This window comes from Rhodococcus sp. no. 34, assembly GCF_054589475.1.
The window spans coordinates 282,655-306,950 of the sequence record NZ_BAAILK010000049.1 but is presented as its reverse complement, the minus strand read 5'-3'; the positions used below and the strand labels follow the sequence as shown (position 1 = coordinate 306,950).

Here is a 24,296-nt window from a genome sequence, read left to right as displayed (position 1 = left end):
TCAGGCGACGTTGCGGGCCTGGTCGAGTAGTTGTGCAACCTGCTCGAACCAGGCGCCGTAATTGGCGTAGGTGTTGGGACGCTTGTCGTCGAAGTCGATCACCTGGTTCGCGGTCACCGCGGGCAGCTTGACGAAGACGGGTGATGCCGCGAATGCCTCTGCCGACTTCGCGAACTGGAACACGATGTCCGCCGGATAGTCCGGTACCTGTTCCCAGCTGAGATCGGCCCAGCCCTTGTCACCTCCCGGACCGGTGAACTTCACGCCCAGTTCCTTCAGGTAACCGAACTGAGCGAGCGCCGTTGTGCCTGCGTACAACTCGGAGCTGTCACCGTTCAGGGCGAGGACTTCGATGTCGTCGACCTTGGCCGCAGCAGTTCGGATGCGCTCTGCGCCGGATTCGAATGCTTCCTTGTCTTCGCGTGCTGCGGCTGTGTCGGTGTTCCCGCCGAGTGCTTCGGCGAGTGAGGCGTATTCGCTCAACACGTCCGGTGTCGAGGCTCCGGAGAACTTGACGCCGACAAACGGTGCAACATTGTTGACGGTCTTGCCCATCGGCTCGTCCCACCAGGTCCATCGTGTGGGGTCGTCGCTGTTGCCGTACCCGATGACCAGGTCTGGGTCCAGCGCCGCAAGAGCTTCCGCGCTGAGTTCACCTTCACGGCCGACGACGGTCATCGTCGACTCGTCAGCGCGATCGGTGACGTCTGGATTGCCGACGCCGTAACCGAAGATGCCGACCGGCCGAATGCCGTAGTCCCACAGAGCCGCAGCGGAGTACGCGTCGACGACGATCCGCTCCGGGGCGTGGTCGAGGGTGATCGTGTTTCCGTATCCCGTTGTGTAACTCCAGGACTGGTCGGCAGACCTGGTCTCGGTAGAGGGCGCTGCGTCGCTACTTCCGCAACCGGCGAGTAGGAATGTGGCGACGGCGGGTAGTGCGGCGAAGCCGGCGAGCCGGCGATTGATTTTCATGAGAACCTTCCGAACATGGCGAACTAGGCTAGGTAAGCCTAACCTGACATGTCGTTCGGGCGTTCTCGGGGTCAGTTGCCCTGCCACATCTGAAGCCATTCGCTCCAGGATGGGGGAGTGATCGTTGGTCGAGGTGTTTCGCCACGAAGTCCGTCGAGCATGAAGTCGAGATAGCGCGTGTGTATTTCGGTGGCTCGATCACCCTCGATCGGCAGAGTCGGCCGCAGATGCACTGTCATGAGCATGACGTCTGCAGCAGTGAAGTCGGGCGGGACTTCGCGAGCGTCGATGCAGACGTCGACCATCGATTGCAGTGCGGCCTCCAATTCTTCGGCGGCACGAGTGACTTCGGCGTGTTCCGGTAACTTGCCGCCGAGGACCGGAATGAGCGGTCCCACTGATTCGGTGAGATATCGCGAGAAGAACGTCTTCAATACGGCTTCATCGGTTTTCGCGGTGCTCATGCACTCTCGGGCGAGGGTGGCGAGGTGGTCGATCGCCCAGACACGCAGGGATTGCGCCAGTTCCTCCTTGCCTCGGTATCGGCGATAGATGCTGCCTACTCCCACTCCGGCCCGGGTGGCAATTGCCGATACCGGTGCATTCCAACCCTGTTCGGCAAAAATCTCGCGCGCTGCTCGCAGTACGGTGACGTCGTTGTCTGCGGCTTCTCGGGCGCGTCCGGGGAGGCTCGCATTCTCTTTCGCCATTCCCACAGGCTAGCAATGCATGGTTTACTCAATCGGAACGGAGTGTTCCGTTCCGATTCGATTCATGATTGGAGGAAGGTGTCGATGACAACCTTGGCGGAGGCGCCCACGCGATCCGGGAGCCGGGTGATCGCCGCGCTTGCGGGGGCGGTACTCGTCTACTCGCTCATGCAGACCATGCTGGTACCGGCGTTGCCGGTGTTGGGTGAGCATTTCGACACGTCTGTGGCGGTGACCGGCTGGATCCTGACGGCGTACCTGTTGGCGGCCGCGGTGATGGCTCCGATAGTCGGCGCGATGGGTGACCGATTCGGTGACAAGCGAGTCCTGGTGATCGTCCTGATCATCTTCGCTCTCGCGACATTTGCCGCGGCGGCCGCCCCGAATATCGGGGTGCTGCTTGTCGTTCGAGCTGTCCAGGGAGTGAGTATGGCGAGCTTCCCGCTTGCGATGGCAGTACTGCGGAGAACGGTAGTAGGTCCCGAGTTGTCTTCAGGGATAGGTTGGCTCGCTGGGACTTTGGGAATCGGTGCCGGAAGTGCGCTGGTGATCGGCGGTGTCATCCTCGAGTATCTCAGTTGGCAGTGGTTGTTCGTGATCACCGGGATCTTGATCGTGCTCTCATTGGTCGCAGTGGTGGCCGTGGTTCCGGGTTCGCATCGCCGCCCGGGTATGCCGACGGACTGGGCCGGTGCCGGCGCTCTGGCGTTCGGATTGGTGAGCCTGCTCTTGGCGATCACGAAAGCCTCCGACTGGGGAGTTTTGTCGCTCGGATTCTGGGGTCTGGTGGTAGTCGCATTCGTTTCGTTCGCGACACTGATTGCCGTCGATTCCCGCCACGACGCGCCGATCGTCGACATGCGAGTTTTTCGGGACAAGCCGATGATGATCACCAGCGCACTCACCCTGGTGTTCGGGTTCGTGCCGTACATTTTCTACCTCTGTCTGCCGCGGATCCTCCAGGCGCCGGAAACGTCTACGTATGGAAGCGGATTCACCGTTGTGCAGACCGGCTTGGCGCTCTTGCCCGCCGCTGTCCTCGTCTTTCTCGGTGGCCGCTTGACGCCGGCTCTCGCGCGGCGATTCGGGCCGCGGGTGCCCGCTGTCATAGCGCTGGCCCTCATGGCGGCGGGCGCAGTCGGACTCGCGATCTGGCCGAGTTCGGTGGTTGCGATCGTGGCGTTCTTTTCCCTCGTCGGATTGGGGAACGGCGTGGGGTTCGCGGTCTGTGCTCTGTTGGTTGCCTCGATCGTCCCGCCATCGGAAATGGCAGCAGCCAGTGGAGTCAACAGTGTGATCAGAACAGTCGGTTCGGCGGTGGGCGCCCCGGTGACCACAGCGGTCCTGGCGATCGGCATTTCCGGCGACTCGTTCGCGCTGGCGTTCGTGATGGGTGCCGTCATCAGTGTTGTCGCCTGTCTGCCGGCGATTGCACTTCCAGCGACGAGGACTGCACAAAAGGCGTGACTTATTGTAGGCTCCCCTAATCGAGACAGCATGTAACTAAAGCGGGGAGAGAAGGATGTGGCAGCAGTGGGGCCTGCGAGCAACGGCACTCGCAGCGACAGCAACGGCGCTTGTCGGTTGCTCCGTGGGCGGCGATGACGCAGACGCATCGGAAACAGGCGAGTCGTCGGCCGTACCTGCACCTCAGAAACTGCTCGCACTGGACGAGTTCGCAGCGCTCAACGCGCTCACGCTCGGGGTCAAGCCCGATACGGTCTTCGCCACGCTGCAATCGCAGGCGGCGAAGGAGATATTGCAGAGCGAGGGGATCGAGGTCGTCGCCAAACCGACGTTCTTCCAATCACCAGATGTGGAGCAGATCGCGGCCGTTCATCCTGACCGAATCCTGCTCAGTGATGTCGGCTCGTTGACGTCGATCACCGCGCAGGCCAACGAGATTGCCCCGACGACGGTGCTCGCCTATGCGGCGCCGTGGCGCGAAGTTCTGAATACCGCGGCGACTGCACTGGGTCGAGAGTCCGAAGCTCGCGAAATCGTGTCGAGGCTCGAGACCAAATTTGCCGAAGTATCCGGAACGGTCGAGGCGCAACCGCAGACGCTGTCAGTGCTGGTGGGATTCTCCGGCGGCATGTACACCGTCATCCCGGAGTCGCCGATGTCCTCGATCATCGAGGAAGCCGGTTTCGGGCGCCCGCAAGCCGAACTCGACGCGAAGATCGGCCCCAACACAGGTGTTGCCACGTCTTCGGTGTCCGGCGAGGAGGTCGGACAGCACGCGGCGGACGCGATGGTCGTGACCTCGGGCAACATCTACGACGGCGCTCTAGTTCACGCAAATCCACTGTTCAACGAGATCTCCGCAGTGAAGGCCGGACGCACAGTGGACGTGAGCGGTGAACTTTGGTTCGGCAGTTATCCTTTCGCGGTCTACTGGATCCTCGAAGACCTCGAGGCTCTTGCCGATCTCACTCTCACCGGCGCGGAACTCCAAGGCCGCATCGCATCCGACGCCGACGCAGTAACCCGATGGAAGGCGTTCTCGAAATGACGACGACACAGGCTACGAAAGCAGACATTTCATCTGAAGAGGCCGACGCATCACAAGGAGCGACGGCCGAAGCCTCGCAAGCCAAAGCTGAAGCGGCGGCGCACAAGAGCGCGCTTCGCGAACTCCTTGCGCCAGTTCGTACACGGACCACCATCGCGATGGTGATGCAGGTGATCGCCGCGGTCGCGGCCATCGTGCCGTACGTGGCCATCGCCGAGTTGGGTAAGACGCTGATCGTGGGCGGCGACATCGACTCGTCTCGCGTCTGGACGATAGTGTGGGTGGTCGTCTTCGGTCTGGGTATGCGCGCGTTCTTCGGAGGCGGTGCATTGATCGTGACGCACTTCGCCGATGTCAATCTTCAAGCTGTGCTTCGGCGTCGAATCGCAGCGACACTCGGTCGACTTCCACTGGGCTGGTTCACCTCCCACTCGTCCGGAACCGTGCGAAAAGCCGCGCAGAACGACATCTCCGATCTCCACTACCTGGTTGCGCACAGCGCCGTCGAGACCACCGGCGCCATTGCGGTGCCGCTCGTCGGGCTCGGCTACGTGATCTCGATCGACTGGCGTCTGGGACTGGTCGCGATTGCCACCCTCCCGATCTACATGATCGCCTACGCGATGATGACCAAGGACATGGCCGTCAAGATGAGCCGGATGAATGAGGGCATCGCGGCCATCAGCAACACCATCGTCGAGTTCGTCACCGGCATCGCAGTGGTCAAGACCTTCGGTCAGGACAAGCAGTCACATTCTCGATACCGCGACGCTGCCAAGGCGTTTGCCGTCTCGTACGAGGGCTGGGTTCGCCCGATGCTCCGGACCGAGGCGCTGGCCTCGATTGCGTTGAGCGCACCGGTTGTGCTGGTGGTCAACCTTGGCCTCGGCTCGTGGTTCGTTCACTCCGGATGGGTGTCACCCATCGATGTGCTGACCAGTTCTCTTGTCGCGATGGTGATTCCGGTGTCGGTGACGACCATCGGTTTCGGTATGCAGGCTCGCCGTGAGGCAGCCGCCGCTGCGGCGCGACTGATTGCGCTATTCGCAACCGACGCTCTGCCGGAAACCGATCATCCGAAAAAGCCTGTGGGGAACGAAGTTCGATTCTCCGGAGTCTCCTTTGCATACGACGACGGCGCCGACGTCCTGTCCGACATCGATCTGACGCTGCCGGAGGGCACGGTGACGGCGTTGGTCGGACCTTCGGGTTCGGGTAAGTCGACGCTGGCAACGCTGGTTCCGAGGTTCCACGACGTGCGTGCCGGATCCGTGGCCATCGGTGGTGTCGACGTCAGGGAAGTCGCTACCGACGAGCTGTACCGCCACGTCGGATTCGTTCTGCAGGACGTGCAGCTGGTCGAAGCGACCGTGCTCGACAACATTCGGCTTGCCCGACCGCAGGCGACTTCGGCCGAGGTGAAGGCCGCTGCCGCAGCCGCGCAGATCGACACCCGAATCGAAGCGCTCCCGAGGGGGTACGACTCGGTGGTCGGGGTCGACGCCAGATTCTCGGGTGGTGAAGCCCAAAGAGTCTCCATCGCGCGTGCGATTCTCGCGGACACTCCTGTTCTCGTGCTCGACGAGGCAACCGCGTTCGCCGACCCGGAGTCCGAAGCCGATATCCAAGAAGCGCTGTCGCGTTTGACGGTCGGCCGCACGGTGCTGGTGATCGCGCACCGGTTGGCTTCGATTGTGTGTGCCGATCAGATCGTGGTCCTCGACGCCGGACGGATCGTGGAGAAGGGCACGCACGATCAGCTCGTGGCGAGTGGTTCAACCTATGCCCGGATGTGGGCGAGTCACAGTCGGGCCGACTCGATTGAACACAGTCGGGCCGACTCGATTGAGCACAGTCGGGCCGACAGCATCGCAGGTACGTCTGACGCAGCAGGAAAGGCCAACTCATGATTCGCGACCTCTTCCGGATACTCGGCCCGCAGAATCAGGGCCGATATCGCGAGTTCCTGGTGTGGGCAGTGTTGTACGGCGTGATGCAGGGTTTGGCAGTGGCGCTTCTGGTCCCGGCGGTGCAGGCACTGTTCGATCAGAATTGGGGCAGTTTCGTTCGGTGGCTCGCCGCCATGGCCGTATGCGCTGTGATCAGTTCGATTGCGCACTACCTGCAGGCGATGAAGGGTTTCGAGTCGGCCCTCACTCTGCTGCGGACGATGCATCTGCGCCTGGGAGATCATCTCGTCACTCTGCCGCTCGGCTGGTTCGGCGCCGGCCGACTCGGGCAGGTATCGCAGGTTGCCAGCAAGGGCACCATCTCGGTGATGGGGGCCGCTGCGCACCTGATGACACCGATCATCTCCGGAATTGCCAGCCCGGCAACCATTGTCGTGTGCATGTTGTTCTTCGACTGGCGGCTCGGGCTCGCGCTGGTAATCAGCGTTCCGATTCTCTTCGCGGCAGCACGATTTGCCTCGACGATGACTGCCAAGGCCGACGATCGGGCTCATGCAGCGGCCGTCGAATCGAACAATCGAGTGCTCGAATACGCGCGTTGCCAACCGGTCCTGCGTGCTTTCGGACGCACCCACGGGGTGTACGAACCGCTCGACGACGCGATCGAAGCGCAACACACTGCGGGTCGTTCACAACTGTGGTTCGTGGTGATCGGGTCCGTGGTCAACGGGATCGCCCTGCAATTCGTGTTCTCTGCCGTGATCATCTTGGGCGCGTTCCTCGCGCTCGGCGGCGACATCGATCCGGTCACGTTGATCGCGCTACTCGGACTGACCGCACGGTTCATCCAGCCGCTGGGTGAGATCGGCGAGTTCGGCGGTGCAATCAGAATGGCACGCAATGAAATCCGGCGAATGTCCGAGATCCTCGAAGTTGAACCGATGGTCGAACCCGATACCAGCGGGGCGGCGAGGGGGGAGACGGCAGTGCAGTTCGACGCCGTCGACTTCGGATACGCGGACGGTGGGCAGGTTCTGCGAAACATCTCCTTCGACGTGCCACGGAAGTCGTTGACGGCGTTGGTCGGTCCGTCAGGGTCCGGCAAAACCACCGTCACTCGGTTGATCTCGCGCTTCTACGACGTCGACTCCGGTGTGGTGCGTGTCGGCGGCGTCGACGTGCGGGACCTCACGAGTGCCGACCTGATGTCGCAGCTGTCTCTGGTCTTCCAGGACGTGTACCTCTTCGACGACACGTTGATCGCGAACATCCGCCTCGGCCGCCCCGAAGCCACGGACGAAGAAGTCTTCGACGTGGCTCGGATCGCGGGCGTCGCGGAAATCGTCGAGCGGCTTCCGCGGGGTTGGGACACCCGTGTCGGTGAGGGCGGGACGGCACTGTCCGGTGGAGAGCGGCAGCGGGTCTCCATTGCACGCGCACTCCTCAAACGCGCACCTGTAGTTCTGCTCGACGAGGCGACGGCCGCGCTCGATCCCGAGAACGAGGCACACGTTCAACGTGCGATGCAAGAACTCGCCAGGGAAAGCACACTGCTCGTGATCGCTCACAAACTGTCGACCGTCGTGGCCGCAGATCAGATCATCGTGCTCGGTGACGACGGTTTGATCGTCGAAGTGGGCACCCACGAAGTCCTGCTCGCAGCCGGTGGGAACTACGCCGCGTTCTGGAATCAGCGCCACCGTGCGTCGGGATGGCGGTTGGTGGCAAGCTGAGCAGAATGCAGACCGGAAAGAAGACGGGGCGGCCGCCGACGTTGTCGACAGTGGACATCGTCGAGGCCGCCCTCGCCGGTGATCTGAGTGAACTGACCATGCCGAGCGTGGCAAAGCGGCTGGGCGTCAGTCATTCTGCACTTTATCGCTACTTCGCAGACCGCGAAGCGCTGCTGCGTGCCTGCTCGGATCATGTTGTGCGTCAGACTGTATGGCCCGATACGAATCGTCCGTGGCGCGAATTCCTGAAGGATTTCTGCGACGTTCTGTGGTCCTCGTTCGAGCGCTATCCAGGTCTGGCCCAGGTCGGTCTCGCAGTTCCGGGCACGCCGCCGGCGATAATCGAGATCGTGGAGAAACTGGTCGGTTCGTTGACTGCGCAAGGCTTCACACCCCACGATGCGATATTGGCGGTGGACTTCATCTCCGAGGTGACGATGACGCAGTTCGCAATGATGGCGGCGATGGACAAGACCGTCAGCTCCGCCGATTCACGTTCCGCGCGACAGGCGTATCAGGAAAGTTGGAATGCATCGGAGTCGTTGATCGAGGGAATCGGCGACGAATCGACGTGGCACGGGCGAGGTTGGTTGGACGAGAAGATCACGATCATGCTCGACGGCCTGGAAAAGCGTGTTATCGGCTGACATTTCTACTAGCTTTGAGAGTAATGCCCGTTTCGGCGTGATACAGGCTAATGTGCACACATAGGACGGGTGGTTGCTGCACCGGGAGGCGGGGATCATGGATCTCGAAGCGATTGTTCTCATCCAAAGACTCAAGTACCGATACGCACGCGCCTTGGACACCAAATCGTGGGTCGAATTCGCCGACACTCTGACCGTCGACGCCACCGCGATCTACGGAGAACAACTCAGTTTCGATTCCCGAGATTCGTTCGTCTCCTTCCTCGAGAACACTCTCGGATCACACATCATCACCGAACATCAGTGCGGGCAACCCGAGATCGACGTCGACGGAGACACCGCAACCGGGATCTGGTGCCTCGCGGACACAGTGGTAATCCCCGAAGACGGCATGCTGCTTCGCGGATCGGCCTTCTATCACGACAGATACACCCGCTGCAGCGACGGTGAATGGCGAATCTCCCACACGAGCTACGAGCGGACCTGGGAATCGGTGGTGGCGCTCGCCGACATGCCGAGTTTCCGATTGACGTCCAACAAGTGGGCGCTGCTGCAGCAACCGTCGTTCGGCGACTCGGTAGTTCGCAACGTCTCCTGACGTCGCCCGCGATTAGAGTCGGCTCATGGTTGATGCAGATTTTTCGCTGCCTGACGTACGGACGTGGATTCGCGGTATTGCCGCGCTGACCGGAACTCCGCCGCCCGCGCCCGAGTGTTTTCCGGAAAAGCCGGGGGAGTTGTTCCTCGACTGGCTCCGTGCGGCCGTGGCCTTCGGCGTCGTCGAGCCACACGTGTGTGCGCTCTCGACCGTGGACGGCGACGGTATGCCTGATTCTCGCTTCCTCATCCTCAAGGACGTGACCGAGGGAGGGTTCTGGTTCTCTGGTTCAGCTGCTTCGCCGAAAGGTGTTGAGTTGAAAGAAAATCCGCGAGCATCGCTCGCCTTCTACTGGCGCGAAACAGGCCAACAGGTCCGGATTCGCGGAACGGTTCGCGAGGGCGACGACGCACTTCGACGCCGAGACTTCGTCGAACGCTCCGTCACCGCGCGAGCGGTGGCGACGGCAAGTGAGCAGAGCGAGGTGCTCGAAGACTTAGGGGCGTACGACACGTCGGTGGCCGCTGCGGAAGCAAGAATCAGCGACGACCCAGGGTTCGTGTCGAAGGACTGGCGTGCGTGGTGCCTCGAGCCGGAGTCTGTCGAGTTCTGGCAGGCAGACTCCGGGCGTCGGCATCAGCGGTGGTTGTACCGGCGCGGCTCGGACCGAGCATGGACACGAGCAGTGCTGTGGCCCTAAGGGGCAGCTGGGCCCAGATCAGCTCGCGCTGATCTCCGGCGATACGAGGTTGACGACGATCGACTGTCCGCCCAGCTTGGCGTGGATTTCGGGATGTTCGAACCCCGAGGACAACAGGTAGCTGCCGAGCATCGTGAGCAACTCGTCCAGATCCGTCGTGGGATCGGAGGAATGTGCGCTCGAGGGTGAGGCCTGATTTGCGATGAGTTCGGTGTGGGTGAGTCGACCGGCCACTCGAACGGCGGCTACGCCCATCGCGTCGCGACGTACGACGGTACGACTCCGAGTTTCGAGCGTCCTCGATGATTCGCGTGTTGAAGCTGGCACTGAAAGGTCCTCTCCGCTGCTGTGTGCGGCCGTGGTTCGGGCAGGAAGCGGAAACGTGAATGCATCGGATTGCTTGGGTGCGGTCGACAGAAAATCCGCTGTGGCGGTGGCACTGCTGGAACCGTTACCCGTGGAAAGGTTGCTCCCAGAACCATTGCTTGCAGAACCATTGCTTGCAGAACCATTACTTGCGGAACTATTGGCTCTCGATCCGTTGCCGGAACCGTTGGGGCCCGCTATTCCGTGAGAATTCTTGTCTTCCATTGTTTCGCTCCTGATGCCCGTAAACAGACCGCCGGTTTGCTTAATCGACGCAAACATACCAGGAGTTGGTTTACGGTCACACCCCTTGTGGAGTTCGGCGTTGAATGCGCAGCCACATTGCGAAGCCCCACAGGACGAAGAATGCATAGACCAGATAGAGGATCGCCGAAGGGTAATAGCCGGCTCGGAAAAGAAGGGGAACACCAACGGCGTCGACGCCGATCCAGATGAGCCAGAATTCGGTCCAGCCGCGCGCCATGCCGTATGTCGCGAGGATGGAGCCGGTGAAGATCCAGGCCTCTGCCCACGCTCCGTACGAGCCGAGGAGGGCGAAGATCCAGGCGAAAGCGATTGTGCCGCTGGTCATGACGGCGATCATGGCGACGCGCTCGCGAGTTGTCGCCCAATGGGGCAGGACTGCGCGACCGGAGTCGCGTGCCCCGCGTCGCCACTGAGTCCACCCGTAGACGCTGACGGTGATGAACAACAACTGACGGCCGGCCTGGCCGTAGAGATTGAGCTCTTGCGGCGTGTGGAAAAGTGCGCCCATGAACACCGTGAACAACAAGGCATTTCCGGCTATACCGACGGGCCACGCCCATACCGAGCGTCGCGCGCCCGCGATCGCGGAGCCGATTCCGAACGCGTTTCCGATGATCTCTCGCCAGAGAATCGTGGCGCTGCCGATGTGCAGTTCGGCGTCGAACAGCGCCTCGATCAGGCTCATCAGTCCGCAGCAGCGACGAGGGGTTCGAGCGTCAGATCCGGGAGTTCCTTCTGGATGTACTGCAGGCGCCACTTGTCACTGACCAGGGCGAGCAGAACACCGTCGGAACGGGTGAAGACCTCCACACCTCGTTGACGGTTCAGTTCGACCTCGGACGCGGCGTCGGTACGGCGAGCCAATGCGTAGCCGAGCGGTTCCATCTTGGCCTCGACGTTGAACTCGGCCTTCATGCGTGCTGCGACGACCTCGAACTGCATCGGGCCGACGGCCGCCATGACGGGGGAGGCGTCGCCGCGGATGTCGTTGCGGAGAATCTGGACGACGCCCTCGGAATCGAGTTGGTCGACAGCACGGCGGAACTGCTTGTACTTGCCGGCGCTTTCGGCGCGCAGGATCGAGAAGTGTTCCGGCGCGAACGACGGGATCGGCGGGAACTCCACCTTCTTCTCGGTGTACAGCGTGTGGCCGGGTGCGAGTGCGGTGGCGTTGACGAGGCCGACGACGTCGCCGGGGAACGCGGATTCGACGGTGGAACGTTCACGTCCGAATACCGTCTGGGCGTACTTGGTCGTGAAGGGCTTGCCGGTTTGGGCGTGTGTGACAACCATGCCGCGCTCGAACACGCCGGAGACGATGCGCATGAACGCCAGACGGTCGCGGTGCGCGGTGTCCATACCGGCCTGCACCTTGAAGACGACCGCACTGAACGGATCGGTGACCTCGCGCGGCTTGCCGCTGAGGTCTTCGCGCCCACGCGGCGGCGGCGCCAATTCGACGAGGGTGTCGAGGATCTGGCGGACGCCGAAGTTGAGCATCGCGGACGCGAAGATCACCGGGGAAGTCTGACCGGCGAGGAACATCTCCTGATCGTGGTCCTGGCCGGTAGCGGAGAGCAGTTCACTCTCCTCGGCCGCGGTCTCCCACTCGGAGCCTTCCTTGGCGAGCGCCGCGTCGGCGTCCATGACCTCTTCGGGGGCGATCTTCGCGCCGCCTGCGGTACGGGTGAAGCGGACGTACTCGCGAGCCTCACCGTCTTCACCGCGCCGCAGCAGTCCGCGGAAGTCGCCGGCGATGCCGACCGGCCAGTACAGGGGGGTGGGTGTGAGGCCGATCCGTTCGCTGATCTCGTCGAGCAGTTCGAGAGGAGTCTGACCGGGACGGTCCCACTTGTTGATGACGGTGATGACCGGAATGCCGCGGTGACGACACACCTGAAACAGCTTGAGCGTCTGCGGTTCGAGGCCCTTGGCAGCGTCGATGAGCATGACCGCCGCGTCGACGGCGGTCAGGACGCGGTACGTGTCCTCGGAGAAGTCGGAGTGACCGGGGGTGTCGACGAGGTTGATGACGTTGATCTGCTCGTCCGGGGTCTCGGACGAGTGGTAGTTGAACTGCAGTGCGGTGGAACTGACGGAAATGCCGCGGGCCTTCTCCATCTCCATCCAGTCCGAGACCGTCGACTTGCGGCCTGCCTTGCCGTGGACGGCTCCTGCCTCCGAGATCTTCTTCGCGTGCAGTGCCAGCGCTTCGGTCAGCGTCGACTTTCCGGCGTCGGGATGCGAGATGACGGCGAAGGTGCGGCGACGCTCTGCCTCGGCGGACAGGCCCTTGGTCGTCGTCGTGACCGCGACCGACCCGCTCTCGGTTGAATCGGGGCCTTCGGTGTCGGACTGGACAGTCGAGTCGGAAGGGACGGTCGAGTCGGACGGGGTAGTCAACGAAGAACCTCTCGAAGTGGGCGTCGGTGCCGGCGACGTGCCGGTGCGCGGACAGGTGGAGAGTGCGGCAGCACAACAGAGAAAGGATACTCGCAGACCACGATGCAATAGCCACTGCGGCGTAACACTCGGCGAACGATCGCTGATTATCCATGTATGTGTGTGTTCGAACACACAGCCATTTGTGTCCTGCGAAGAGTTGCACTGATCGAAGAGTGACACTGACCGAGGAGTTGCGTTGAGCAAGTTCACCGAAGAGATGTATGCGACCGCCGCAGTCACCGACCGCGGCCTGGTGACGGGAGAGCCGGACAACGCTTTCCGTCAGACCTGGGGCGACATCCACCAGGAGGCTCGGCGCATGGCCGGCGGCCTGGCCGAGGTCGGTATCGATCGCGGCGTCGCGATCGGCATTCTCGCCGGACAGCCCGTCGACATCGCACCTGCCTGCCAGGCGACGTGGATGCGCGGTGCGTCGGTGACGATGCTGCATCAGCCGACCCCCCGAACGGATCTGGGCGTCTGGGCTCAGGACACCGAGACTGTGATCGACATGATCTCCGCGAAAGCCGTCATTCTGGGTGCGCCCTTCGACGCGGCCAAGCCGCTCCTCGAAGAGCGTGGCATCACCGTCGTGACGGTGGACGAGCTTCGCAGCGGAACGTCGATCGGTCCCGTGGAGACGGCCGAATCGGATATCGCACTCCAGCAGTTGACGTCCGGTTCCACCGGTTCGCCCAAGGCCGTGCAGATCACGCACGAGAACTTCTACACAAATGCCTACGCCATGATCAACCGCATCAAGTTCTCCATCGAGGACGACGTGATGGTGAGCTGGCTTCCGCTCTTCCACGACATGGGCATGGTCGGCTTCCTCACGGTTCCGATGCAGGTGGGCGCAGAGGTCATCAGCATCACGCCGATGGATTTCCTGCGCACCCCGGTGCTGTGGGCCGAGCTGATGGGCAAGTACGGCGGAACTGTCACCGCCGCACCGAACTTCGCGTACTCGCTCTTGGCTCGTCGACTCGCACAGGCGGAAGACGGGGCAGTCGACCTGTCCAGCGTCCGATACATGTGGAACGGCGCCGAGCCGGTGGATCCCGACACGATGGATGCACTCGCCGAGGCCGGTGCGCGTTTCGGTTTGAACCCGACTGCGCTGGCGCCCGTGTACGGAATGGCGGAAACCACGCTCGCCGTGTCGATTCCGGATCCCGATCAAGGTCAGGTCCTCGACTACGTCGATCCAGACTTTCTCGAATCGATGTCTCGAGCGGTGCCGTCCAATCGCCCCAACGCTCGTGCCCTCGCCACACTCGGCAAGATGGTGCCTGACCTCGAGGGACGCATCGTCGACCGTGACGGTCAGGTGCTTCCGGCCCGCGGTGTCGGAATCATCGAGGTTCGCGGCAAGGCAGTCACTCCCGGGTACGTCACGGTCGACGGACACAAGCCGGCCCAGGACGCCGACGGTTGGCTCGACACCGGTGACGTCGGGTACTTCACCGAGGAAGGACTGGTCGTGGTGTGCGGGCGTGTCAAGGACGTCATCATCATGGGCGGCCGGAACGTGTACCCCACAGACATCGAGCGGGCGGCCGGAACCGTTGCCGGTGTGCGTCCCGGAAATGCCGTCGCGATTCGTCTCGACGCCGGCCAGAAGCGTGAGAGCTTTGCAGTCGCCGTCGAGACCAACGCTTTCGAAGATCCGGAAGAGGTCAAGCGTATCGAACGCGAAGTGGTCCACGCCGTGGTTGCCGACGTCGGTGTCCGACCTCGCGCCGTTGCGGTCCTGGGTCCCGGCAGTATCCCGAAGACGTCGTCGGGGAAGCTCCGCCGCGCCAATTCGGCTGCACTGCTGGGTAACTGACCGTCAGTGCAGGCGGTTCTGTGCGGCTTCCAACCCGAGTTCGAGCAGTAGCTCCACTGCATCCGCAGCCTCTTCGCATACGAGATCGAGTTCTTTTCGCTCCGTGGACGAGAACGGCTTGAGAACGTAGTCCGCCGGGTCCATGCGGCCCGGCGGACGACCGATCCCGACGCGCGTGCGCAGGTAGTCCTTGGTGGTCAACGAACTCGAAATGGACCGCAGGCCGTTGTGGCCGCCTTCGCCGCCGCCGAGTTTGAGTCTGATCGTCCCGAAATCGAGATCCAGTTCGTCGTGGACGACGATGATGTTCGCGGCGTCGACCGAGAAGAACCGCGCGAGACCGGCGACAGCGCCACCCGAGAGATTGATGTACGAGCGTGGTTTTCCGAGAATCACGCTCCGGCCGGCGAGGCGACCTTCGACGATTTCGGCACCACTCTTCTTGTGTACGTTGAACTTTCCGCCCATGCGCCCGGCAAGGGTGCCGGCGACCATGAAGCCGACGTTGTGCCGGGTCTTCTCGTACTGGGGGCCGGGATTACCCAGGCCGATGACGAGGGCGGTATCTGTGCTCAACGGACGCTACTTTCTGGCTTGATTTTTCCTGCTACGCACGAACGGCGCGTCACTCCGAATCGGAATGACGCGCCGCGCGCAGTGAGTTCTGTTGGAACCGAGAGGATCAGGCCTCTTCTGCAGCCTCGTCGGCGGCGGGAGCTTCTGCGCCCTCTTCGAGGTCTGCCTCGGTGGGTGCAGCAACGACGTTGACGATCAGGGTGTCGGCGTCAGCCTGCAGGGTCGAGCCCTTGGGCAGTTCGAGCTGGCTGGCCAGGATCTGGGTGCCGATCTCGAGACCCTCGACCGAAACCTCGATCTGCTCGGGGATGTGAAGCGCGTCGGCCTCGATGGAGATCGTGGATGCGTCCTGCGCGACCATCGTGCCTGCAGCAGCATCGCCGACGACGATGACGTTCACGTCGATCGTGACCTTCTCGCCCTTCTTGATGACGAGGAGGTCGGCGTGCTCGATGTAGTTGCGGATGGGGTGCACGACGACCGACTTGGTCAGTGCAACCTGCTCCGTGCCCTCGATGTCGAGGGTGAGGATGGCGTTGGTGCCGTGTGCACGGAGGATGGCGGCGAAGTCGCGAGCCGGCACATTGAGGTGGCGGGGATCTTCACCGTGGCCGTACAGAACCGTGGGGACCTGGCCGTCACGACGTGCGCGGCGAGCTGCGCCCTTGCCGAATTCGGTGCGGACGACGGCGACGAGGTTGTTTTCTTCAGACATGATGAAACGGCTCCTACAACTCACGGGGTTCGTGCTCGGTTTACTGACGTATGGTTTTGCCTGCGGCAAGGCGGACAGGCGCGCACACGGCCAGGAGCGAAACGCTCGAGCTGAGCCGTAGCCGCGTCGATCACGGTAAACCTGCAACGTGTGGAACTGCTGCGATTCACCCTCGCCGAGACAACTTCGGATACGTTACCGGAGTTTGCTCCCGGCCGCTAATCGCAGGTGGTGGGGACCTGGCCGTGTGGACGTGGTTCGCGTCACATCGAAAGCGGTAGCCTGACGGAGTGACCATCGTGGGGAACGCTCCCGAAGGCAGTCGGCTCGGTGCCGTCGTGCCGGGTACCGACCTGTCGCAGCATGCTCGCCTACTCAGTCGGGTGCACGACGCAGTTCTCTCCGGCCAGGAACCACCGGCGCAGCCGCGGACCGTCGTGGCGCGGTCGTGGTCGAGGGTGGCCGCCGGCGGGCTCACGCCGGATCACTGCGGTGCGTCTACTGTTGCCGATTTCTCCGAGTTGGAGGCGAGGCGTTCGCGTACCGCGCTGCGAAGCGTTCTGCCCGAACTGCGAACCACGCTCACCGAGGTCGCCGAGGACGCGGGCTTCATCGTGGTCGTTGCCGACGCCGACGGTGTCCTGCTCTGGCGCGAAGGGGCGAAGACCGTCAAACGTGCGGCGGACGCTCTCGGGTTCGCGGAAGGCGCACGCTGGTCGGAGCAGTCGGTGGGGACCAACGCGATAGGTACCGCGCTGATCGAAGACTCTGCGGTGCAACTCTTCTCGGCCGAGCACTATGCGCCCACGCATCACAATTGGTCGTGTACCGGCTCGCCCGTGCACGACCCACGGACGGGCGAGATACTGGGCGTGGTGGACATCAGTGGATCCGCAGCTTCGGTGCATCCCACCACCGTCGCGCTGGTGCGCACCGCGGTTCGCCTCGCGGAGGCGACGCTGTGGCGCGAGCACGCGGCTTCGCTCGAGCGCCTGCGCTCGCGGGCGGCACCGCTGTTCGCGGCAGGAACAGGTCCGGCGCTGGTGGTCGACGAGTACGGCTGGGTGGCCGGCGCCAGCGGGATTGCCGCGCCTGACCGCGTGGCAGCACCCAGTGCGGGAAAGCCCGTCATCGTGCCAGGTCTGGGGATGTGTCTGCCTGAGCCGCTCGGAGACGGCTGGCTGTTGCGCACCGGCGTCGGCGGGCCGTTGATCGAGCTGGAGCTGGCCCTCGGCGCATCGCCGCAGGTGACGGTGCGTGGTGACGCCAACTGGACGCGCGCGCTTTCGCCGCGTCACGCCCAGATCTTGCGGGCACTGGCAGCCGTCGGTTCGGCAGGTGTGGATGCCGCAGGCCTGAGCGAAGTGCTCTTCGGTGATCGCGAGCATGTCGTGGCAGTGCGCGCCGAGGTGTCCAGACTGAGGAAACACCTCGGCGCGGTCCTGCAGACTCAGCCGTACCGCTTTGCCGAGGGCGTGCGAGTTGTGGTGATCTAGCGCGCCGCGCTGATTCCGGCACGACGTCCGAAGAAGCTGCCGTCGCCGAGACTTGTCCCGCTGGCGTAACCGCCCGCACAGACACCGGACGTGCAGCGACCCGCTGCGAAGAGTCCGGGGATCGGCGCACCCGAGACGTGCAGAACCTCGGAATCGACGGTGGTCTTCAATCCTCCCAGCGTGAATCCGCCTGTGCGGCCACGGAGATCGATTGCCGCGAACGGGCCGACGATCGGCTTCACCCACTCGGACTTCTTGCCGAGCACCGGATCCGAACCTTCAGCCGCGTGCCGGTTGTAGAGGTCGACGGTGGATTGCAGCGATCCGGAGGGCAATCCCATCTCGCCTTCGAGTTCCTCGACGGTCTCCGCCACCCAGCTCGGCTGCGCCCGCAACTGTGCACTGGACGATTCGGCATTCATGCCTTCCTCGTACGCAGCTTCGTCGATCACGAGGAATGCCTGGTTGTCCTGCTGGAACAGCGTTGCCTGGCCGATGCGGCCGGGGTAGGTGTCCTCGGGGATGTATCGCTGACCGCGGCCGTTGACAAGAATGCCGCGCACCATCAACTGCGGGTCGCAGAAGAACGCGACCTCGGTGGCGTCCATGTGTGCGGTGTCGGCGCCGAGTGCCTGACCGATCTGGATTGCGCGGCCGTCGTGCGCCTCGATGGAGGCCGCCGGGTGGCCGAAGATACGCGGTGCGTTCGAGCGCACCATCTCGTTGTTGTACGCGAAGCTGCCCATCGCCAGCACGACGCCCTTGCGTGCGCGAATCGCGACGTCCTTGCCGTAACGCTTGGCGACGACGCCGACAACCCGATCGCCGTCTACCACCAGAGTTTGGACGCGCAGATCGTATTCTGCTCGGACACCGAGCTTTTCGGCCGTCTCGACGAGTGGCTTCATCAGCATGTAGCCGCCGCCCTTCTCGCCGGTGTTCTTCTCGGACATCTGCGGAACGTGTCCGCGGGGCGCGGGATCGACGAGGGTGTTGAACGGCGCGGCGTTCTCGCCTCCCGAGTACATGAGGCCGTCGTCGTACGGCGGTTCCCAGCCGGGCTGACCCCAGAACGATTCCTTGAACGGGACCCCGGCGTCGACGAGCCAGTTGTAGTGATCGACGCTGCCCTCGCAGTACGCGTCGATCTTCGTATCGTCGGTTCCGGGGCCGAGCGCTGCCTTCATGAACGTCTGCATGTTCTCGACCGAGTCCTCGAACCCGCACGCCTTCTGCAACGGCGTTCCACCGCCCAGGTAGATGAATCCACCAGCCAGTGACGCGGCTCCGCCCCAACCGCCCGTCCGCTCCAAGACGAGCACCTCGGCGCCGGCACGCGCTGCTTCGATCGCAGCGGTGACGCCGGCGATGCCGTATCCCGCGACGACGACGTCGGCCTCGTAGTCCCAGGTGGTGATGTCGGCAGCGGAGATCGGTCTGACGGTGGGGTCGGCCATGCGAATAGTCCTCTCGGAAGGCGAAACTGCTGATCACCCCACAGTTGCAGTTTCGACTTCCGCAGATCAGGCATGGTCCCGGTCAACGGGAGGTTTGTAATCCCCTGACCGCGCCCAGAAATGTGTCCAGGTCGGCTTCGTCGACGAAGTAGTGCGGCGATGCGCGAACCACGGCGTCGAGTCCGCGGGCATCCATGTCGAGGAGCGTGGACCCGCGACCGCTGGCGGTGACGGTGATGTTCTGTGCTGCAAGCTGATCCCGAACCAGGTGCTCGGAAATGCCGTCGACGGTGAAGGAAACGATGCCGCTCAGCTGGGTTCCTCGATCGCGGACTTCGACTCCGGAAATCGCTGCCAGACCTTCCCTCAGCGTGACTGCTCGGGATTCGATCTGCTCCCACGCCGTGTCGGTGCCGATCGTGAGCAGATAGTCGGCGGCGACGCCGAGACCCAGGCGCGCCGCGACACTCGTTTCCCAGAGCTCGAATCGTGTTGCATCCGGCGCGGGGACGAAGCTGTTCTCGCCGGTCCATTCCGCTCCGTGCAGGTCCATCGCCGCGGGTTCGAGTGCGTCGACGAGTCCGGGGCGGACGTACAGGAATCCGGTTCCGCGTGGCCCGCGGAGCCACTTGCGGCCGGTTGCGCTGAGGGCGTCGACGCCGAGTTCGGTGACGTCGATGGGCAATTGGCCGACGGACTGGCATGCGTCGAGCAGAACGAGCGAGCCGTGGGCCCTCGCGAGTTCGACGACCTCGCGGACGGGGTTGATCAGGCCGCCGTTGGTGGGGACGTGGACGACGGAGACGACGCGAACACGATCGTCGAGCATGTTCTCGAGTGCGTCGAGGTCGATGCGTCCGTACTGATCGCTCGGGATGATCTCGACGTGGGCACCGGTCGAACGCGCCCGCCCCAGTGCAGCGATGGCGTTGCTCGCGTATTCGACTCCGCTGATGAGAATTCGATCACCAGGTCCGAGCGGAACGGCAGCGAGGAAGTCGTTCCACGCGCGGGTCGCGCTGTCCGTCAAAGCGATATCGGTTGCCTGAGCACCGATGACCCGGGCCAGCGAATGGGGAACAGCAGCGAGGGCGCCGCTCTGACGAGCAGCTGCGACGTATCCGCCGACGTCGGCTTCACGTCGCAGGTGCTCGATCATCGTGGCCGGCACCGGCTCGGGCGGGAGCGAGGATCCCGCGCTGTCGAGGAACACCTTGTCAAGGCATCCGGGAGTGTCGCGGCGGATCGTGTCGAGATCGAACATGGCACCTTCCGTTCATGTCGGTGTGGTTCAAACTACCTGTGAACGAAGCTGTCCCGATGGAGCGAAGACTGGGCACGGCCGATGCCGTGGTGATCGGCCTCGGCGCGATGATCGGCGCCGGAGTCTTCGTGGTGTTCGCGCCCGCTGCCGCAGTAGCCGGTACCGGGTTGCTTGTGGGCCTGGCGATTGCAGCGTTCATCGCATTCTGCAACGCGACGTCGTCGGCGCAGCTTGCGGCCAGATACCCCACTTCAGGTGGGACCTACGTCTACGGACGTGAGCAGCTCGGACCCTGGTGGGGGTTTGCCGCCGGCTGGTCGTTCGTGATCGGGAAGACCGCGAGCTGCGCGGCAATGGCTCTGACTTTCGCGACGTATGTTGCGCCTGCGGCCTGGCGTGTCCCCGTCGCGGTATTGGTGGTGGCAGCGCTGGTTGCAGTCAGCTACCGCGGAGTCACGCGGACGGCGCACATGGCCAGGGTGATCGTCGCCGTGTCGACGACGGCGCTGTGTGTAGCGCTGGTGGTTGCCGTCGTCGGTCCTGGTGCGGTGCGCGAGTTCCCGGATCTCGCATTCGGGTCGTGGTACGGCATTCTGCAATCGGCGGGACTGCTGTTCTTTGCCTTCGCCGGGTACGCCAGGATCGCGACGCTGGGGGAGGAAGTGCGTGATCCGCGTCGAACGATTCCGCGGGCGATCCTGATCGCACTCACCGTCGCCGTCATCCTCTATGCGCTGGTAGCGGTGGTGCTGTTGGTGACGCTGGGACCTGATCGGCTGGCGAATTCGGCGCGACCACTGGCAGATGCGGTGGGCGCAGTCGGGTGGAGTTGGGCGGTTCCCGTAGTGGTGATCGGTGCCGCGGCGGCGTCGGCGGGGGCGCTGCTGGCTCTGATCGCCGGCGTGAGTCGTACGGCGATGGCGATGGCCCGCGAGCGCGATCTGCCAGTGGCCCTCGCTGCAGTCCATCCACGGTTCGGGGTCCCTCACCATGCGGAACTTGTGGTCGGTGCCGTTGTGATCGCCTTGGTCTCGACAACCGATCTTCGTGGGGTGATCGGCTTTTCGTCGTTCGGAGTGCTGCTCTACTACTTCGTCGCGAACGTGAGTGCGTACAGCCAACGCGGTGTGGACCGGTTGTATCCGAAGTGGCTGCAAGCGGTCGGCGCGGCTGGTTGTGTCGTTCTGGTGGTCACACTTCCGTGGATCGCGGTTGTTTCCGGGGCAGGTGTGGTTCTGGCCGGTTGTGGGTACCGGTGGATACGACTGAAGAAATTCAACGACACGTAACACCACAAAGGGTGCATCTCGGACGTTGGCGTTCTATCGTCGGTAGCGACCGCGAAGACCGCCCGAAGGGGAAGTCGAATGGTGACAGCAGCGTTGACAGCAGCACAGACCACGCAGGTGGATTCACGTCCTGCGGCCGAGGCCTACGTCGGTGGTGTGTGCTTCAAACAGGGGCCACCCCGTTTGGTCGGAGCTGAGCTCGAGTGGCTGACCAGCCAGGTTCCCGGTGGGGAGCGGCCGTCAGCAGCGACTCTGGCAAAGGCACTCGGGCGACACGCGCCCACCAGTATCGACCCGGATTCACCAGCGGTTCCGCTTCCTCGTGGCAGCCTCGTCACCGTAGAACCTGGCGGACAGATCGAACTCTCGTCAGTGCCGCGGACGTCCGCCCGAGAACTGTGTGACTGTCTCGACGAAGACCGTCGTACTCTCGAAACACTCCTCGCGTCGTACTCCATCGAAATCAGTTCTGCCGCGGCCGACGTCGCCCGCCCACCTTCCCGGATTCTCCGGTTGCCACGCTATTGCGCTATGGAATCCCGCTTCGCCGGGATAGGACCGTACGGCACCTTGATGATGTGCAATACAGCAGCAGTGCAGGTCAGTGTCGATGCCGGCGGCAGCCCGGAGTCCATTGCCCAGCGTTGGCGGCTCCTCGGGGACATGGGGCCGGCGCTCATCGCTGCGTTTGCGTGTTCTCCACGCTTGCAAGGGGTTCCGAGAGGGGATTGGGCGTCCCAACGCATGCGGACGTGGCTCGAACTCGATTCCTGGCGAACGGTCGCAGTCCCGGAAGTGCAGGACTACGCCGGCTGGGCGCTCGATGTTCCGCTGATGTGTGTGCGAAACGAGGGCGACGATTGGACGGCTCCGCGGGGTGCCACTTTCGGGGACTGGATAGACGGCGCTTTGGATGCCGAGATCGGACGCCGACCCGTCTGGGCGGACTTGGACTATCACCTGTCCACGCTGTTCCCGCCGGTTCGCGCTGTCGGCCATCTGGAGGTTCGCTACATCGATGCGCAGCCGGGAGATCTGTGGCGAGTACCGGTAGCAGCGATCGACGCGTTGCTGTCCGGGCCTGCCGTGATGCGTGAGGCGAGTGATGCCGCAGCGTCGACGGCCGGGAGATGGCGGGATGCGGCAGAGTACGGTTTGGACGACGTCGAACTGCGTTCGGCGGCAACCTCTCTGATGTCGCTTGCCGCGTCGTACGCGCCGGAGCCGCAGTTTGTCCGTCTTCTCGATGCCGCAGCCGAACGGTGTTGTCGCGCAATCGTGCCCGGTGAGAGCGACACATGACGGGGGAGATCACCAAGGAAGCGGTCGAGGCCGTACTTCTGCGAGCGCGTGAGCGGTCGACGCTGCTCACCGACTGCGTCGACGATACCGAATTGGTCGCTCAGCATTCCCCATTGATGAGTCCACTCGTGTGGGACCTGGCGCATATCGGCAATCAAGAGGAACTCTGGCTGGTGCGAGATGTCGGTGGCCGCGATCCGGTGCGTAGCGACATAGACGAGCTGTACGACGCGTTCAAGCATTCGAGATCGTCGAGACCCACACTTCCCCTGCTCAACCCGGCCGAGGCGCGCGAATACGTACGTACGGTTCGCGGGAAGGTCTGGGATGTGCTCGAAGCCAGCACCTTCGGACGCACAGAACTCGACATGGACGGTTTTGCCTTCGGGATGATCGCGCAGCACGAGCAGCAACACGCCGAAACCATGCTCGCAACACACCAATTGCGTTCGGGACCCACGGCACTCGTTGCGACACCCGCTCCGCAAGCGGCCCGCATGCCGGAACTCGACGAGGTCACGATTCCCGCCGGCCCCTTCGTCATGGGGACCGACGACGAACCGTGGGCACTCGACAACGAGCGCACGGCGCATCAGGTCTATCTCACCGACTTCGCGATCGACAGATTCCCGGTCACCAATGGGCAGTTCGTCGAATTCATCGAGGACGGCGGCTATTCCCGACCGGAACTGTGGTCCCGTGACGGTTGGCGGCATCGCGTCGACGCGAAACTCCGTGCACCGCTGTTCTGGGAACGCGACAGTTCGGGTTGGTGGCACGAGACTTTCGGCGTCGAGGCGCCGGTCCCACCGGACAAGCCCGTCGTGCATGTGAGCTTCTACGAAGCCGAGGCCTACGCGAGTTGGGCAGGCAAACGGCTTCCCACCGAGGCGGAATGGGAAAAGGCCGCGCGGTGGGATCCGGAATCCGGAAGATCGCGACGATTCCCGTGGGGGGACGTGTCCGCAGACGAGAATCATGCCAATCTCGGTCAGCGCCATCTCGGTCCCGCCGGCGTCGGCTCGTACCCGGCGGGTGCGTCGGCAGCGGGTGTCGAGCAGTTGATCGGTGACGTGTGGGAGTGGACGTCTTCGGGTTTCCATCCGTATCCGGGTTTCCGGGCCTTCCCCTACCGGGAGTACTCGGAGGTGTTCTTCGGCGGCGACTACAAAGTGTTGCGAGGGGGATCGTTCGGGACCGACAGCGTTGCCTGCCGGGGGACGTTCCGCAACTGGGACCACCCGATCAGGCGCCAGATCTTCTCGGGTTTTCGCTGCGCCAGAACGATTTCGGGTAGATCCTGAGATGTGTCGGCACCTCGGGTATCTCGGGCCGCCGCGTTCGGTTCGTGAACTCCTCCACGAAGGCGAGAACTCACTGATGCGACAGTCGTGGGCACCTCGCGAGATGCGTGGCGGCGGGACCATCAATGCCGACGGATTCGGCGCGGCGTGGTGGAACGGTGGAAGACAGGGACGGTACCGCAGTATCTCGCCGATC

The 24,296-nt window shown here is 63.4% G+C and carries 21 protein-coding genes and 1 pseudogene; 13 read left to right on the top strand and 9 right to left on the bottom strand.

From position 1 onward, the window contains the following. Together ACYP01_RS30200 and ACYP01_RS30195 are read right to left on the bottom strand one after the other, a co-directional pair. Complete coding sequence (locus ACYP01_RS30200) at positions 1–975, bottom strand: ABC transporter substrate-binding protein (RefSeq protein ID WP_459683745.1); 975 nt, start codon at positions 973–975, stop codon at positions 1–3. 71 nt (positions 976–1,046) lie between these two features. Beyond that, positions 1,047–1,685 carry a TetR/AcrR family transcriptional regulator gene (locus ACYP01_RS30195; protein WP_459683743.1) on the bottom strand — a complete coding sequence of 213 codons (639 nt, stop codon included), beginning with the start codon at positions 1,683–1,685 and terminating at the stop codon, positions 1,047–1,049. Between the two features lie 84 nt (positions 1,686–1,769). On the opposite strand from ACYP01_RS30195, the gene ACYP01_RS30190 reads away from it, so the two are divergent. The 7 genes from ACYP01_RS30190 (at position 1,770) to ACYP01_RS30160 (ending at position 9,788) form a co-directional block, all read left to right on the top strand. After that, positions 1,770–3,152 carry an MFS transporter gene (locus tag ACYP01_RS30190; RefSeq protein ID WP_459683741.1) on the top strand — a complete coding sequence of 461 codons (1,383 nt, stop codon included), beginning with the start codon at positions 1,770–1,772 and terminating at the stop codon, positions 3,150–3,152. 55 nt (positions 3,153–3,207) lie between these two features. After that, the gene (locus ACYP01_RS30185; protein WP_058226050.1) at positions 3,208–4,200 is read left to right on the top strand and encodes an ABC transporter substrate-binding protein; all 993 of its coding nucleotides are present in this window, start codon (positions 3,208–3,210) and stop codon (positions 4,198–4,200) included. After that, a complete protein-coding gene (locus ACYP01_RS30180; RefSeq protein ID WP_459683739.1) occupies positions 4,197–6,110 on the top strand; it encodes an ABC transporter ATP-binding protein in 1,914 nt (637 codons plus the stop codon). The genes ACYP01_RS30185 and ACYP01_RS30180 overlap by 4 nt, the downstream gene beginning before the upstream one ends. Continuing rightward, positions 6,107–7,843, top strand: coding sequence for an ABC transporter ATP-binding protein (locus tag ACYP01_RS30175; protein ID WP_459683737.1), 1,737 nt, complete (start codon positions 6,107–6,109; stop codon positions 7,841–7,843). The genes ACYP01_RS30180 and ACYP01_RS30175 overlap by 4 nt, the downstream gene beginning before the upstream one ends. A gap of 5 nt (positions 7,844–7,848) precedes the next feature. Further along, positions 7,849–8,490: a TetR/AcrR family transcriptional regulator gene (locus tag ACYP01_RS30170; protein WP_054780876.1), complete on the top strand. Its 642-nt coding sequence runs from the start codon at positions 7,849–7,851 to the stop codon at positions 8,488–8,490. A 97-nt stretch (positions 8,491–8,587) separates the two neighbouring features. After that, a complete protein-coding gene (locus tag ACYP01_RS30165; RefSeq protein WP_003946235.1) occupies positions 8,588–9,088 on the top strand; it encodes a nuclear transport factor 2 family protein in 501 nt (166 codons plus the stop codon). Positions 9,089–9,113: 25 nt separating this feature from the next. Continuing rightward, positions 9,114–9,788: a pyridoxine/pyridoxamine 5'-phosphate oxidase gene (locus ACYP01_RS30160; protein ID WP_459683734.1), complete on the top strand. Its 675-nt coding sequence runs from the start codon at positions 9,114–9,116 to the stop codon at positions 9,786–9,788. Between the two features lie 18 nt (positions 9,789–9,806). On the opposite strand, the gene ACYP01_RS30155 is transcribed toward ACYP01_RS30160, so the two are convergent. The 3 genes from ACYP01_RS30155 to ACYP01_RS30145 all read right to left on the bottom strand — a co-directional run bounded on the left by ACYP01_RS30155 (position 9,807) and on the right by ACYP01_RS30145 (position 12,710). Further along, a complete protein-coding gene (locus ACYP01_RS30155; RefSeq protein WP_306669658.1) occupies positions 9,807–10,115 on the bottom strand; it encodes a hypothetical protein in 309 nt (102 codons plus the stop codon). Positions 10,116–10,455: 340 nt separating this feature from the next. Continuing rightward, entirely contained in the window at positions 10,456–11,106 is a 651-nt protein-coding gene (pnuC, locus tag ACYP01_RS30150) for a nicotinamide riboside transporter PnuC (protein WP_208690391.1), read from the bottom strand. After that, a complete protein-coding gene (locus ACYP01_RS30145; RefSeq protein ID WP_135000451.1) occupies positions 11,106–12,710 on the bottom strand; it encodes a peptide chain release factor 3 in 1,605 nt (534 codons plus the stop codon). Before ACYP01_RS30145 ends, pnuC begins: the two co-directional genes overlap by 1 nt. A gap of 352 nt (positions 12,711–13,062) precedes the next feature. Here ACYP01_RS30145 and ACYP01_RS30140 point away from each other — a divergent pair, with 352 nt between their 5' ends. Continuing rightward, positions 13,063–14,697, top strand: coding sequence for a fatty acyl-AMP ligase (locus ACYP01_RS30140; protein ID WP_459683731.1), 1,635 nt, complete (start codon positions 13,063–13,065; stop codon positions 14,695–14,697). 3 nt (positions 14,698–14,700) lie between these two features. Here ACYP01_RS30140 and pth read toward each other — a convergent pair whose 3' ends face one another. Both pth and ACYP01_RS30130 read right to left on the bottom strand, forming a co-directional pair. Beyond that, positions 14,701–15,273: an aminoacyl-tRNA hydrolase gene (gene pth / locus ACYP01_RS30135; RefSeq protein ID WP_459683728.1), complete on the bottom strand. Its 573-nt coding sequence runs from the start codon at positions 15,271–15,273 to the stop codon at positions 14,701–14,703. A gap of 106 nt (positions 15,274–15,379) precedes the next feature. Then, positions 15,380–15,988, bottom strand: a complete 609-nt coding sequence (locus ACYP01_RS30130; protein WP_003946242.1) for a 50S ribosomal protein L25/general stress protein Ctc — start codon at positions 15,986–15,988, stop codon at positions 15,380–15,382. A gap of 290 nt (positions 15,989–16,278) precedes the next feature. Between ACYP01_RS30130 and ACYP01_RS30125 the strand changes: the two genes are divergently transcribed. After that, the gene (locus ACYP01_RS30125) at positions 16,279–17,484 is read left to right on the top strand and encodes a GAF domain-containing protein (RefSeq protein ID WP_191908640.1); all 1,206 of its coding nucleotides are present in this window, start codon (positions 16,279–16,281) and stop codon (positions 17,482–17,484) included. Here ACYP01_RS30125 and ACYP01_RS30120 read toward each other — a convergent pair. Both ACYP01_RS30120 and ACYP01_RS30115 read right to left on the bottom strand, forming a co-directional pair. Beyond that, positions 17,481–18,941 (bottom strand): FAD-dependent oxidoreductase, encoded by a 1,461-nt coding sequence (locus tag ACYP01_RS30120; protein ID WP_459683724.1) that lies wholly within the window; start codon positions 18,939–18,941, stop codon positions 17,481–17,483. The genes ACYP01_RS30125 and ACYP01_RS30120 overlap by 4 nt on opposite strands. Positions 18,942–19,023: 82 nt before the next feature. After that, positions 19,024–20,205 carry an aminotransferase class V-fold PLP-dependent enzyme gene (locus tag ACYP01_RS30115; protein WP_459683722.1) on the bottom strand — a complete coding sequence of 394 codons (1,182 nt, stop codon included), beginning with the start codon at positions 20,203–20,205 and terminating at the stop codon, positions 19,024–19,026. Positions 20,206–20,219: 14 nt separating this feature from the next. Between ACYP01_RS30115 and ACYP01_RS30110 the strand changes: the two genes are divergently transcribed. From ACYP01_RS30110 to ACYP01_RS30095, 4 genes and pseudogenes are all read left to right on the top strand, one after another. Continuing rightward, positions 20,220–21,494 (top strand): APC family permease, encoded by a 1,275-nt coding sequence (locus ACYP01_RS30110; protein ID WP_459683720.1) that lies wholly within the window; start codon positions 20,220–20,222, stop codon positions 21,492–21,494. A 78-nt stretch (positions 21,495–21,572) separates the two neighbouring features. Then, positions 21,573–22,796 carry an ergothioneine biosynthesis glutamate--cysteine ligase EgtA gene (gene egtA / locus ACYP01_RS30105; protein WP_459683718.1) on the top strand — a complete coding sequence of 408 codons (1,224 nt, stop codon included), beginning with the start codon at positions 21,573–21,575 and terminating at the stop codon, positions 22,794–22,796. Continuing rightward, complete coding sequence (egtB, locus tag ACYP01_RS30100) at positions 22,793–24,100, top strand: ergothioneine biosynthesis protein EgtB (RefSeq protein ID WP_003946306.1); 1,308 nt, start codon at positions 22,793–22,795, stop codon at positions 24,098–24,100. The genes egtA and egtB overlap by 4 nt, the downstream gene beginning before the upstream one ends. Position 24,101: 1 nt before the next feature. Beyond that, positions 24,102–24,296 (top strand): annotated as a pseudogene (locus ACYP01_RS30095) (ergothioneine biosynthesis protein EgtC); the annotation flags it as partial.